Annotated in this window: 14 protein-coding genes; 6 read left to right on the forward strand and 8 right to left on the reverse strand. The window is 40.0% G+C overall.

Going from position 1 to position 13,602, the window contains the following annotated elements; translation table 11 throughout:
- Nucleotides 1-35 precede the first annotated feature (35 nt).
- Nucleotides 36-581, forward strand: coding sequence for a hypothetical protein (locus PVK63_RS05915; RefSeq protein ID WP_242511089.1), 546 nt, complete (start codon nt 36-38; stop codon nt 579-581).
- Nucleotides 582-733: 152 nt separating this feature from the next.
- Nucleotides 734-1,771, forward strand: a complete 1,038-nt coding sequence (locus tag PVK63_RS05920) for a hypothetical protein (protein WP_130087908.1) — start codon at nt 734-736, stop codon at nt 1,769-1,771.
- A gap of 195 nt (nt 1,772-1,966) precedes the next feature.
- Here PVK63_RS05920 and PVK63_RS05925 read toward each other — a convergent pair whose 3' ends face one another.
- The gene (locus PVK63_RS05925) at nt 1,967-3,988 is read right to left on the reverse strand and encodes an alkyl/aryl-sulfatase (RefSeq protein WP_130087907.1); all 2,022 of its coding nucleotides are present in this window, start codon (nt 3,986-3,988) and stop codon (nt 1,967-1,969) included.
- A gap of 116 nt (nt 3,989-4,104) precedes the next feature.
- On the opposite strand from PVK63_RS05925, the gene PVK63_RS05930 reads away from it, so the two are divergent.
- Nucleotides 4,105-4,998, forward strand: a complete 894-nt coding sequence (locus PVK63_RS05930) for a LysR family transcriptional regulator (RefSeq protein WP_130087906.1) — start codon at nt 4,105-4,107, stop codon at nt 4,996-4,998.
- Nucleotides 4,999-5,044: 46 nt separating this feature from the next.
- Here PVK63_RS05930 and ugpC read toward each other — a convergent pair whose 3' ends face one another.
- The 4 genes from ugpC to PVK63_RS05950 form a co-directional block, all read right to left on the reverse strand.
- Nucleotides 5,045-6,127: a sn-glycerol-3-phosphate ABC transporter ATP-binding protein UgpC gene (gene ugpC / locus PVK63_RS05935; RefSeq protein ID WP_130087905.1), complete on the reverse strand. Its 1,083-nt coding sequence runs from the start codon at nt 6,125-6,127 to the stop codon at nt 5,045-5,047.
- 60 nt (nt 6,128-6,187) lie between these two features.
- Nucleotides 6,188-7,030: a sn-glycerol-3-phosphate ABC transporter permease UgpE gene (ugpE, locus tag PVK63_RS05940; protein ID WP_130087904.1), complete on the reverse strand. Its 843-nt coding sequence runs from the start codon at nt 7,028-7,030 to the stop codon at nt 6,188-6,190.
- Nucleotides 7,031-7,074: 44 nt separating this feature from the next.
- Entirely contained in the window at nt 7,075-7,956 is an 882-nt protein-coding gene (locus PVK63_RS05945; protein ID WP_130087903.1) for an ABC transporter permease subunit, read from the reverse strand.
- A gap of 71 nt (nt 7,957-8,027) precedes the next feature.
- A complete protein-coding gene (locus PVK63_RS05950; protein WP_130045982.1) occupies nt 8,028-9,320 on the reverse strand; it encodes an extracellular solute-binding protein in 1,293 nt (430 codons plus the stop codon).
- Nucleotides 9,321-9,472: 152 nt separating this feature from the next.
- Between PVK63_RS05950 and PVK63_RS05955 the strand changes: the two genes are divergently transcribed.
- Both PVK63_RS05955 and PVK63_RS05960 read left to right on the forward strand, forming a co-directional pair.
- Nucleotides 9,473-10,036: a hypothetical protein gene (locus tag PVK63_RS05955; protein WP_130087902.1), complete on the forward strand. Its 564-nt coding sequence runs from the start codon at nt 9,473-9,475 to the stop codon at nt 10,034-10,036.
- A gap of 192 nt (nt 10,037-10,228) precedes the next feature.
- Nucleotides 10,229-10,324, forward strand: a complete 96-nt coding sequence (locus tag PVK63_RS05960) for a DNA cytosine methyltransferase (protein ID WP_274440047.1) — start codon at nt 10,229-10,231, stop codon at nt 10,322-10,324.
- Nucleotides 10,325-10,380: 56 nt separating this feature from the next.
- Here the strand turns inward: PVK63_RS05960 and PVK63_RS05965 are convergent, their stop codons facing one another.
- The 3 genes from PVK63_RS05965 to PVK63_RS05975 form a co-directional block, all read right to left on the reverse strand.
- Nucleotides 10,381-11,268: a bacteriophage abortive infection AbiH family protein gene (locus PVK63_RS05965; protein WP_130087901.1), complete on the reverse strand. Its 888-nt coding sequence runs from the start codon at nt 11,266-11,268 to the stop codon at nt 10,381-10,383.
- A gap of 88 nt (nt 11,269-11,356) precedes the next feature.
- Complete coding sequence (locus tag PVK63_RS05970; RefSeq protein WP_130087900.1) at nt 11,357-11,779, reverse strand: PD-(D/E)XK nuclease superfamily protein; 423 nt, start codon at nt 11,777-11,779, stop codon at nt 11,357-11,359.
- A gap of 388 nt (nt 11,780-12,167) precedes the next feature.
- Entirely contained in the window at nt 12,168-12,338 is a 171-nt protein-coding gene (locus PVK63_RS05975; protein ID WP_165371226.1) for a hypothetical protein, read from the reverse strand.
- A gap of 190 nt (nt 12,339-12,528) precedes the next feature.
- Here PVK63_RS05975 and PVK63_RS05980 point away from each other — a divergent pair, with 190 nt between their 5' ends.
- Nucleotides 12,529-13,458: a WYL domain-containing protein gene (locus PVK63_RS05980; protein WP_130087899.1), complete on the forward strand. Its 930-nt coding sequence runs from the start codon at nt 12,529-12,531 to the stop codon at nt 13,456-13,458.
- Nucleotides 13,459-13,602: the final 144 nt, after the last annotated feature.

Consider the following 13,602-nt stretch of genomic DNA (forward strand, 5'->3'; position numbering starts at 1 on the left):
GTATATTACGCTGAGAAAAAACTAAAGGATAATAAATGAGTGATCCCAACACCAATGATGTAAATGAAATTGTATCTCAAAAAAACAACGGTGGACCTTTAGTATATCTAGTCCCCCCGTATATTTTTGTTTGTACTTTAGGGGCTATCTGGCTACTTATCGACGGTTGGGTATCTGATTTTTCTAGTATTTCAAACTTATGGGATATCGACAAAGGGCATTCTTTGCCAAACATTGCTATTTCGTTACTTTTTACACAAGTTGGAGCTGTATTAGGAGGAACACTTCTAGCTATTGTGTCTTTTCACAGATACCAAGCAATAGAAAAAGTTTTTGATAGAGATCACCTTTGGGGCTTCATGTTTTCGCCTTTACTAGCTCTGATCATTGGAACTCTGGCATTTGCGATTATTCAAAGTGGCCTAGTGGTGTTATCTGGGGGACTTGATACTAAAGATCATAATACCGCTACTTTAGGCTATTTATCTATTGGTGGTATTGCGGGGTATAACTGGGATGTATTTATTAAGAAGCTAAAAGACTTGTCTAAAAATATAATTACAACGGAAAACCCAACTTAGTTGAAAGAAAACTATGTAGAACAAGGATAAAACCAAGGTCGTTTGAACGCACAGAGCAAGGCATATAAATCTATTTTATTTGGTCAATAGTTTGGTTTCAAAATATAGTGCAAAAATTCTTCGCCTTTCTTTTTTCTATTCTAGGGAGACATATGCTAAAAATATTCAACTACGATGGTACAGAAGAGATGGAAATTAGCGAAAACATCTCAGTTAATCATCTCAAAAAGAAATTAGTTGATGAGTGGAGTCCTTACTTCGATTGCTTCAAATGCGGTAGAAAATCGTATTGTAAGTATTCAGAAAATAGTGAGAATACAGACTATTTATATAACGAAGTTCAATGCGGTGTTGTTAGAAGCTTCATAGAAGAGTACATAGACATTTCTGCTATAGAATTTGAAACACTTTCTGATGCTTCGAAGAACGAGTTTCTTTCGGGGTTATATTACCTGTCAAAATTTGTATTTGATTCCGAGAATTACGTTGGTGCCTTTCAGCAGCGTGGTTTCATTAAAGAAATGTATACAAAGCAAGTAGCTAAGCGTTTATTAGGTTTGGCAACAGATATGCAAATTACGTTACAAAAATCTTGTGAATACCTGAAGCAAGTCGATTTTACCTGCACTCAAAGACTTATGTTACTGGTTGAAGGAGCATCAGAAAAAGAGTTTATAGAGCAGTATTCTAAACTAGAACTTGGTTTTATTGGTAACGTTTATGTCGAAAGTTATGATGGCAAAGACAATCGTGATAAAAAGAAGATTTTCCAAATGATCAATTACTTCAAAAGCAAAGGCTTTAAAGTTCTCATGCAGATCGATAAAGATGGAAAAGATATCCGTTTAACGCAACATGTTAAAAGCGGGTTATTCGATCACGAAGATTATTTTTCTTTTAGCGAAGACCTTGAAAATACCTATCCAAACAAGCTAATAGCAGAGTGCTTGGAAGAGTTTGGCAGCGACTCCAACTTAATTTTAGAAAGACTTTCAATTCCTAGAGAATCAGGGGTGACGCTATATAATCATTTGAAGGAAACAGCTGTATGGTTACCTCCTAAGCCACTGTTTGCTAAAAAGATGGCGAATTTAGTATCTGATCATGATTTAGTTAATCGTAGTGATTGTAATAATATGGAATTGGTACAGTTTTTAAAGTTTATTGCTGCACACTCTTTAAAAATATAACAGACATAGACCTTCAAGATACACTTCTTAACCTGACAGAAAAGTTTTGAATCAAGAGGGCTAACTCATTTCTGTCCAAAAACGATTTAACGTATACTACGTTTCATTGAGCTCCCCCACTCCACCAAACTAAAAATGCCAGTCAACTTAACTGGCATTTCATTACCCACAATAAGGAGGTTTTTTCATTACATGTTATTTGTTTGGCATTGGTAGAATTTCAAACATGCCATCAAACTTATCGAGTGAACCAGCCAGTTGCTCTAGCAGCGATGCATCGCCTTTCACACCCGCTTGACCAGATTTAAATAGTGCCTCTAAGGTTGTCTCACCAAGAACGACTTTTGTGAAATCTGCTTTGTTGATAATTAATTCAAAATCCACTTTTGGTAGCTTATCGACTTCAATGTTAGCCATATTCGCATTAGACACTTCACCATAGTAACGCTCTCCAAGATCTGGGTGGTAAACACCGAAGTTGAAGTCAAGACCTGCGGCTTCCGCTTTTGGTGCGTTCAAACTCACAGCTATAAAGTCTAAGAACATGCCCGTTGGAGTGTTCGCTATTACGTCAGATGAAGCCAGCTTGATTGACTCTTGGATCTCACCAGTACGCAGTTCAACCGCTCCTTGCAAATAGCTGTTACGCCACGCCATGGTTTCAGACTGGTAACCTTGCTGTTCAAAGCTGTCTGCGAGTGCAAAACGGTAATCAATGTTATTCGGATTACATTGTACTAGGTCGTTAAACAGTTGAGACGACTCTTGATATTCACCAGCATTAAAGTGAGCCATACCCGCTTTATATAGTACTTCTGCACCTGCGGCATTCACATACACACAAGATTGATCTTTGGTTTGTAATGGGTTGGTATTCACAGGGTTCATATCGTGGTAGCCAAGGTACAAGTTGACCACTGCACGAGCATTGTGGCTGTATGAACCGTGGTAACCGTTGGTGTGCCAAGTATCGATTTGAGACTGTGGAACGATCTCCTCAATTTGGCGGCCCACATCGTGAATAGTCACACCGTGATTGGCTAAGCGCATCGACTGGTTATGAATAAAACCATAGTTGTCACGCTGTAGCGTCATGTATTCAGAAATTTCGTTTACGTCAGTGTCTGCATCATTCCATACTGGTGCTGAGTGTGCTGCATGAATATTACCTACTAAGCCATTGTCAACAAAACGCATTTTTAATTCAGTTAGGTATTTAGTCCACACCAATGAATCACGAACTTTTGCACCACGGAAAGTATAAATGTTGTGCATACCGTCGTAAGTAAGCTCAGCGGTATTCAATGAGCGATACTCTGGTACATACAGCACAATCTCAGCAGGCGCTTCAGCCCCCGGCATGTTGATTGCGTGGAAATCGAGCCCATCAATGTTGATGACTTTTTCGCGCTCTTGGATCTCAATCGTCGGTGCGACTAAAGTCACTTCGCCACGTGATGCGCCAAGGCCAAGTGCGTTATCTACAATGCCTTTGGTGTTGGTATCAAGGGTTGTACCGTATTGGTAGTTTGCACGGCGACCCATTGCGGTGCCTGCGATTACGTTCTCATCAGCCAGTTCTTTGATAAAATCTTTTGGTGCGTAGATTTCAGCATCTTTCGCAAAATCACCTGATTCATAAACACCACGTGAACCGCCAAAATGGTCGGCGTGCATGTGTGAGTAAATCATACCCGTAATTTTGTGCTCACCATTAATCGCAGGTAAGTGCTGTTTTGCGAATTCCCACGAAGCAGCTGCGGCTTGACGAGACAGAAGTGGATCGTGAATCACATAGCCATTATCTGTGCGGTAGATCGTCATGTTTGATAAGTCAGCGCCGCGAATTTGATATACCCCATCCGTCACTTCGTACAGACCACCGGCAGCATAATTTAACATTCCTTGGCGCCAAATTGATGGGTTTACTGAAGGTGGTAAATCTTCCACAGACATATCCGCCATGTATTCAAAACGGTTTTTAAGCTCGCCTGCTTCATGCGTACCAAACTCAGCAATAAGACCATGAGTAGTGCGTTTAAACGCAGACGTGTCTTCCCAAGGAAGCGTTTTTGCCACTGCGGTATTGGCATTTTCGGTGAACTTAGATGCCGCTTTTCCCTCGTACGTATCAATAGATGCATAATCATTGGCTGCTGCGCCAAATGAAACCATAACAGAGAGTGAAAGAACTGAAAGAGTAAAACGAGTTTTCATAAGTAGCCTCTTTGGGAATTCGTATTGGTATGGTGCTAATTTAGCGTATTGACACATAGCAATACATGCATGAAACTGTATTTAACACATCACAAAATATTATGTTTGAGGAAGGGATGGTTTCAAATATAGATCTAAACTTATTAAAAGTATTTGTTGTGGTTTATCGCCACCAGTCGATTACCTTAGCCGCGGAAGAGATGGGATTAACTCAGCCGGGTGTAAGTGGTTTACTTAAGCGTTTACAACAGCAGGTGGGAAGTCAGCTATTTATTCGATCAGGCCGAGGGATTATTCCAACGCAGCATGCTCAAGACTTAATTCGTCATGTTGAGCCTGCATTAGCTCAAATCAACAACGCATTAGAAGGGTTAGAGGGGTTTTCAACCCAGTACCCACGCAAGTTCGTTATATACACCTCAGAACCTGTGATGTTAATGCTGTTACCTAAATTAGAAGCCGACAATAGCTTGGGTAATGTCACTATTGAATTGCAGCCAACCCACTCTAATGAAGAAGCACTGATCCAAGCGCTCAATCAACATCAAGCCGATCTTGCTATCGAAGTATCTAACTATTCAACACACTCGTTTTTTACCGAGCCACTGTTTGAAGATAAGATCCGACTGATTGCACGAAAAGGACACCCTAGAATAGAAGGCAGTGTTACTCGTGAGCAGTTTTATGCTGAGAAACACATTACTTGGAAATTACGCCGTGAAGATACTTACATGGCAGATTATTTTACCGAGGAACGACTCAGTGAACGACAAGTAGCCGCAGAATGTACTTCTCTAGTGTCGCTTATGTCGATGGCCGCGGCGAGTGATTGCATTGCAATGGTGACCGAAAGTATCGCAACCGCATTTGCCGATAAGCTGGATATACAGGTGTTAGATTGCCCATTTACGTCCAAGCCGGTTCACTATCGCTTACTCACCCATAATCGAGAGCGACAAAGCCCGGCAAATATCTGGTTGCGAGAAAAAATAAAGTCCTATTTTTGTTAAGCTCACTCTACCATCAGCTAAAGTGAGCTAATCTGAAACGAATGATCTAGCTTGCTTGCGCTAACACATTGGTATCAGCCAATAAGCGCTTCCCCGCCTCATCAAACAAATGCAAGTGCTGCTTTGCAACGTTAAGCGTCAGAGATTCTTGAGTGGCAAATTCTAACTCTGGCGTTAACGCAGTAAATGTTTTGCCACCCACCAAGCCATGCACTAATTGGTTCGGGCCTAATGGTTCAACCGCTTGCACACTTAATGGAAAACTTAACCCTGTATTTACTGGCTCTAATAAGGCGTGTTCAGGTCTAATTCCAAGCTGTATTGTCTGAGCAGGTAAATGTGCGTATTCAGCCAGAAAGACACTTTGCTGATCAAACTTAATCACCCCATTCACAATCTCGGCTTGATGAAAGTTCATCGCAGGGCTACCAATAAAACTCGCCACAAAGGTGCTTGCTGGTTGATGGTACACCTCTGATGGTGTGCCAATTTGCTCAATCTCGCCTTGGTTTAGCACAATAATGCGATCCGCCAAGGTCATCGCCTCCACTTGATCATGAGTCACATACACACTGGTTACGCCTAGCTCTCGTTGCAGCTTTTTAATTTCTAAACGCATATGGGCACGCAGTGAAGCATCTAGATTAGATAACGGCTCATCAAACAAGAACAACTGCGGATCACGCACAATCGCACGTCCCATAGCAACACGTTGACGCTGCCCACCCGATAACTTTGCAGGCTTTCTGTCGAGATAATCTGCGATCTTGAGGGTTTCTGCCACTTTTTCAATTTTTTCAGCAATAGTTTGCTTATCGACACCACGGTTTTTTAGCCCATAAGCCAAGTTGTCATACACCGTCATGTGTGGGTATAGCGCGTAGTTTTGAAACACCATTGCAATATCACGGCTGGCTGGTTTTTCAGTATCAATTCGGCGATGATTTAACTCAATTTCACCACCAGTGATCGACTCTAACCCTGCGATAGAGCGCAAGATGGATGACTTACCACAGCCCGATGGGCCAACCAATACAATGAACTCGCCTTGTTTAATATCAACAGAAACGCCCTTTACCGCTTGGTGGCCATTATCGTAGGTTTTTACTAAATTTTTAAGTGCTAACATCGTTCTATCTCTTCACAAATTGGGTATTGGCAATGCGGTTTCATCACCGCATCTGCACGGTTATTTCTCGGTTTCAACAAGGCCTTTCACAAACCAACGCTGAAAAATAATAACCACTAAAATCGGTGGCAACATGGCGAAGATAACCAGAGCAAAGGCTTGGTCGTAACGCGGTTGACTGCTTTGGCTTATGTCACTCAATAACTGCTTCACGCCCATGACGATGGTGTTGTAACTTTCATCGGTGGTCATCATGATTGGCCATAAATATTGGTTCCAACCCACCACAAACATGATGATGAAAATCGCGGCGATCATAGTTTTTGATAACGGCAATAAAATATCGATAAAAAAGCGAATTGGGCCTGTGTTATCAAGTTGCGCCGCCTCCACCAATTCATTGGGAATGGTTCTAAAAAATTGACGAAAGAAAAACGTCGCCGTCGCCGAAGCGATTAAAGGTAAAATGAGCCCAGAAAAACTGTTCAACATCCCTAAATTCGCAACCACTTCATAAGAAGGAATGATACGAACTTCTAATGGCAACAATAGCGTGATAAATATCAGCCAAAACCACAGTGAAGCAAAAGGCATACGAAAATAGACCAAGGCATAAGCGGCCATCATCGAAATAATGATCTTGCCAATGGCAAAGCCAAGTCCCATCACCATTGAGTTAATGATCATTGATTTTGCATTCACATCCGTACTAAAACCGACGCTCTTGTCCCAGACCTCACCGTAAACTTCAAGAAAATTACCGCCCGGCCACCACTGCAATCCATCACTAATAATGGTGTTTGGGTTGTGGGTAGAGCTGGCGAAAATTAGCCAAATAGGGATGATCATAAAAAGCGCCCCTGCTATTAGGATCACATGATCGAACCATTGATTTTGTTTCATAATAAAATTCTCATCATTGCTGTGTACCAATACATCTCTTTAAATTAATAGTGCACACGCTTTTCAATAAACTTAAATTGCACCCAAGTCAGCATTAAGACTAAAACCAGTAACACCACCGATTGCGCCGCACTGCCTCCAATGTCTGTTCCGATAAAGCCATCACGATAAATCTTATAAACCAATGAGGTCGTTCCCCCACCCGGACCGCCCGATGTTAAGGTATCGATAACCCCGAAGGTTTCAAAAAAGGCATAGGTTAAGTTGATGACTAATAAGAAAAAGCCTGTAGGAGCAAGCAGTGGAAAAGTAATAGTCCAGAAGCGACGGCGATCACTCTCGCAATCCAACATTGCCGCCTCGTTCACCGCAAATGAAATAGACTGTAGCCCTGCAAGAAAGTAGATAAAGTTAACCGAGACTTGCTTCCACACCGAGACCAAAACCAAGGTTAGCGTCGCATCAAAAGGACTGGTGTATAAGCTAAAATCCCAACCAAGACTGGCAAAAATATCGGTAAAAACACCAATATGAGGATTGAAAATAAAGCCGCCCATAATACCAGCCACCGCAGGAGCAACTGCATACACCCAAGTGAGCGTGATTTTATAAGCACTCTTACCATGCAAAATATTATTGGCTTTCACCGCCAGTAAAAGCGCGATGGCTAATGATAAAAATGACACAACAATGGCAAAGCCAACCGTAAAAAAGATCGATCTTAAATACTCTGCCGAGCTAAAAATAATGCTGTAATTCTCTAAACCGACAAAGGTTGATGATAATCCCCAAGGGTCTTCTAGCATAAAGGAGAGATAAACGGCTTCTGCTGCGGGATAGAAAAAGAACACTGCAATAATGGCGATTTGGGGCACTAAAAGCGCATAAGGCAACGCCGAGTGGGTAAATTGTTGTCGTTGTTCCACTGTTATAACCTACTACATTAAAAAGAAAAAAATCACTGTGACTAACCGAAATCAACCACAGTGAATCCTTGTTATTGCACCGAACGTGCGAAACGGTTTAACATTACTTTGCTTTCTTTATCGATATTGGCGAGTGCTTTTTCTACCGTAATTCGGTCTGCAAATACGTTATCAAACTCTCTATGCATTACCTCTTGGATTTGTGAGTAAAAACCTAAACGGTAACCACGCGTCCACTCGCCACCCGGTAAGCTCAACTGCTTTACGCCCACTTCTGCATCGGGTTGTTCTTGATAGTAGCCAGATTGTTTTGTCATGTCGTAAGCCGCTTTGGTAACCGTCACATAACCGGTCGATTTATGCCAAAACATTTGTGTCTCAGGACTTGTTAAGAAATTAAAGAAAGCAGCAACGGCTTGCTCTTCTTCTTTTGGCTTACCATCAATCGCAAATAACGCAGCGCCACCAATAAAGGTACGGCCTGCCTCTTTATTGACTGATTTCCAATATGGTAGATAGGTTGTACCTAACTCAAAATCAACACGGTTACGTAACCCACCAAACGAGCCTGATGAGCCTAACCACATTGCTACTTTTTGTTGCTCAAACGGCTGTTGGTTTGCATCCCAATCTGAGCCGTAATACTTGTAGTACCCTTTATCTGACCACTCTTTTAGCTTGTTAAAGTGCATTGCCATGTCTGGCGTATTAATCATGATGTTGGTCGCTGGCGCATCAAAACCATTGTTTTTATTAGCAACGGGAAGGTTATGGCGAGACTTGAAGTTTTCGAACATGATCCAAGGCGTTAAAGATTGTGAGAAAGTAGCGTAGCCTTGTGCTTTTAATTTTTTCGCGACTTGTTCTAGCTCTTCATAGGTTTTAGGCGCTTCTACCCCTGCTTTTGCAAGAATGTCTTTATTGTAATAAAGCACAGGCGTTGAGCTGTTGAATGGCATGCCAACCATTTTTCCATTGCTGTCTGCGTAGAAGTTACGAACCCCTGCAATGTAGTCTTTGTTATTAAATGAATAGCCAGATTGAACCAGAATATCTTCGACAGGTTTTGCAACCCCAGGAGCATTGATGATGGTTGCGGCACCCACATCGGCCACTTGCAGAATGTTCGGCGCTTGGTCGGCACGATAAGCGGCAATGCCTGCGGTAAGTGTCTCTACGTATGAGCCTTTAAACACTGGGGTAATTTTGTATTCATCTTGTGACGCATTAAAATCACGAGCAATAGTATTGACTGTTTCGCCTAGCTGACCACTCATTGCATGCCACCACGTTATGTTGGTTTCTGCCATGGCTGTCGTTGAAAGTAACGACGCTAGAACACCTGTTATCAATTGCTTTTTCATCTTATTCCCTAATGATTTAGTATGAGTAACCGTTAATGTGATGCTCATAGTAGGGATTGAAGATGACAGTTATGCTTCAGTTTTATTGTGTTCTTGTGATGATTTTGGGGTAATCTTGTTTAGTGATCTCTATTTTTGGAATACAGAACCTAGTGAATAAAATAATAGAAACAATAGGCCACCCTTTGTTCATACCGCTTATGGTTTGTGGTTGGTTTTTCTTAGAAACCACCAACACAACTTTTTACGGTTATTACCTCATGCTTGCCGTGGGCATTTTTGGTTATGCACTTGGTTGGCTAGTATTAACGCATTACAATGATATTCAGAAATTAAATCACAACAGTAAAATACGCCAACGTCCGTTCTATATTTTTAAATACCGCTCTATCTATATGGTGCTTTGCATTGGCCTTGTTGGGGCGATTAATATGCATGCCTTAATTGGACCCACTTTTATTATCAACACCCCTGTCACTGAAAAAACACACCGTAGTGGTCGAAGCGAATATTACTCCATTACAGTACAACCCGTTAATTACCCTCGATTAGAACTACGAGTTAAAGAGAAATTTTGGCAGGAAGTATCGATTGGTCAAAAGGTTGCATTAACCGCACAAAAAAATGTACTAGGATTATCCGTAGTCGATAAGTATGAGCATATTGCAGAAGGATCAAATGTTGGCGATAAATACACGATGAAAACGACTCTTTAAACAAAGGGGCAAACGTCACATGGAGCTACCCTTATTCTATTGGGGTAAAACTCTGCTTTTGATTTTGAACTTGATTTGGCTTTTGATGTTTAGCCCCGATAGTGACCCGAATAAATAAGACACAGCGAAGCGTTATTGGGGTTTGAAAAGCCTGAATTTGATCGAGATGAGAATGACATCGACTTTAGAATTGTGTGTGCTGATACCGCTGCTTATAAACAATTCGGCAACTCTGTTGTAGTTCCAGTTTTTAGAGCTGTCGCGGATTTATTAGATACGTATTTATAAGTAAACAGCACTAATAAAAGGCTTACATTGGTGTAAGCCTTTTATTATTCATATTCTTATGCAGTACATTCTAAATGTGGATAATGTTGAACAAGATCATCATAAGTCCCACAAAATAATCTACTTGTGGGAATACCTATACTATTCAATATTTCAGCATGATTGATACTCTCTTCTTCATTAAATGAGTAGCACTGCCAATGTACATTTGGTAACTCATTCACAATGCGTTGGAAGTATGGGATGTCTATTTTATTAAGAGAATGACCAATAATAGTAATCATCGAAATATCTCCATTGTTCTTTATCCAAGGAGAAAGCCGATCTTCTATAATCTCATTAACTGGTTTTTGAAGAGCTGTTAATACGCTACGGCCATTATTAATAGCTTCTGTATAGTAAGAATCCTCATCAGCGGTTGCATTAAACACTGTCTTTGTATGACCAAAAATCAAAGGTGTTCGTTGCTCTAAACTTCCGTGAATATGATAAACTTTCCTTTCGGATACTTTGTAAGCCACCTGTAATGTAGATGTGTAATTAAAATTGATAAACCGCGATTCATCTGGAAATGTCATTTGCAGTACTGCATTATCTATATTTATTCCCTTGATCCATTCACGAAAACAACGAGTAATATTATCTACGATTTCATGACTGAATTCGTCAACAGCATCCTCTAATCCATAAAGTTGTTGTGTTGGAAATGAATCTCCTGAAAAATCCATAAAATCATTTTCATCTATTAATATAGATTCATCAAATTGGCCAAGCACGCTTTCAAAATCACTCCACAGCTCCTCTTCTTGCAACCCATCTGAGAAATAATGTTCAATTTGATCTAGATAATCACTATTTTCTTTATAAAACTCTCTGTAGCCCGTAGGTAATTTATGCCACAGATCAAAACCATTTCCGATAATAAACAATTGATTTGACATCATTTATACTCTTATAAACTTTGCAATAGGTAAAGCGTTCATCCACAGAATAGCCCCCTCCTTTAACAGAGTAGAGGCGGCTATTTACAATTTAAGCTGCTGCAGGCCTAAGTTCATTTGCTAAATAATCACTTAAACCGTGAACTGTTAACGCCCTGAGTTTAGGAGCAATGTGACGCTTTTCATTTAAGAAATCGAGAGCACGGTGATCTCGAAGTAGCTCTTGGCCTCCGCAAACAACCAAGTAAGCATCATGATCGGTTCTCTCTGCATCAAATGCCGTATAACCAAGCTTTTCCATTGCTGTACCTACTGACTCTTGGAACTTAGCAACTACTTGAATAGTACTATTAGGCATATGCACGATAAAATGAGCATAGTCATTTTTACCGGCAAAAATGCTCGGATATCTAACATTAGATTGATAGGTCATAGAGGCTCCACTGTCATTCTCAGTAAAACCATAATTAATAAGGGTATTTGAGATATCTCTCAATAGGTCTTTTCTGCACATCGTTTTTTCCTTTCTAACACTGCGCTATATAGGGGAGTCTTACTTAAGACTCCCGATAATTATTTATTCTTATGCGCCAGGCAAAGAGCGTAAGTGCTGACAGACGTACTCAAGGCGGCCATTACGACGACGCACATAAGCACATACTTGCACTACTTTTTGATGAATACTCATAGAGCTTCCTCTCAAAAAAACATGAAAGAGGGAATTCAATGATTGAGATGAACACGTTAGAAAGGTATGATTGCAGAACAAACCAGAGCAATCTGCCTTTCTTACAGGGCTTGAAACCTCTTGTGTTGGGCCTTATAAGTTTGCCGCGCCAACGGTACTTATAATTCACCTCACAGTAAAAATGGGCTTTTAGTACTTTACTGAAAGCCCATTTTTATTTTTCTTTTCGTACGCCTTTAAATGCCGTCCCGTCTTGTTTTACATCCATGAACTGACCTGTATTGGTATCGCGCTTAACCCAATGACCCGAAGGTGTTTGAGTTTGTGAGCGTTCACGAACCATTCCATGACGGCGGTTATCGCCTGCCTTTCCATTTGTAGCCATAATAGATACCTCTTACTCAATATATATAATTAAGAAAAACCTTAATCAACGAAAACATACTATCTAAGTATCAACAACAGATCAAGGCATGAACACAAAATAATAGCAAACATATACGTAGCAAAGATAAAAAGTATACGTGCCTTAGTGGTTTTATGCTATAATTTATCCATGATATGAGGGGGATATAATGAATAAAATAAGTTTTTTACAATTACAAAATGAGGACAGTTCTTTAGCAGAAAGAATGGCTTATATTGATTTTAAACTAAGATTTACAGGATTTATCAATCGTTCAGATTTGAATGATATGTTTGGTTTAGCTGAAGCAGCTGCTTCAAAGATGATGAAAAAATATACCGAAATTAGACCAAACAATATGGAATATAATCGTAGTTTAAGGGCTAACGCAATTACAGTAGACACTTTCGAACCATTAATTATTGTTGATGCAGAAACAGCCCTTGGAATGCTTGCAAACGGATTTAATAAACACAAATTAATTGATAAACCTATGCTTTCCTACTCCCGAGTCGGAAATATACCAAACAAATTAAGTGTTGATTCAGTTTCAAAAATCACTAGATCTATATCATGTGGTTATGCAATACACACTGATTATCACTCAAGGAGTAGTAATAAAAAAGAGCAAAGAACTCTATTTCCACTAGCTATAGTCTTCGATGGAAAGCATTGGATTTTTAGAGCTTATAACGAAAATGATGGGCGATTTAAAAACTTTAGTTTTACGAATGCATTAAATGTTATAGAAGATAGTAGTTTAATTAGAGATTCTTTTAAGGAACTAGCACAAGATAAAGAATGGAACACCCAAGTTCCTCTTTTGTTGATTCCTCACAAAAACCTGACAAAACAACAGCAACAAGACATCAAGTTAGATTTTGGCATTAAAGATGAAAGTAAGATAATTTTAACAGAAAGAGCTGCTTTACTTTGGATTTTAAAAAACCAATGGTTCATCGATGATCGAACAGATAGTGAAATTTTAAAAGATACTGAATTGAACAAATGTAAGTTCTATAAATTTAAACTAACGAACAAAGATATGGTTGATGTAATGACTGAAAATTTACAACCAGCAATAGATAATATGAAATAAAAGAGAACCATTTCGAATTCATTAAGAGCTTAGATGAAAGAGTAGGACAAGGACAAGAACAGGAATGCGAACGACCAAAAGCCACACTTACCGTAACAACCAAACCCAACAAACGTGACCGCAATAAGCACGTTGTTTGTGCTT

The sequence above is a fragment of the Aliivibrio sp. S2TY2 genome (assembly GCF_028765525.1).
Lineage (GTDB): Bacteria > Pseudomonadota > Gammaproteobacteria > Enterobacterales > Vibrionaceae > Aliivibrio > Aliivibrio finisterrensis_A.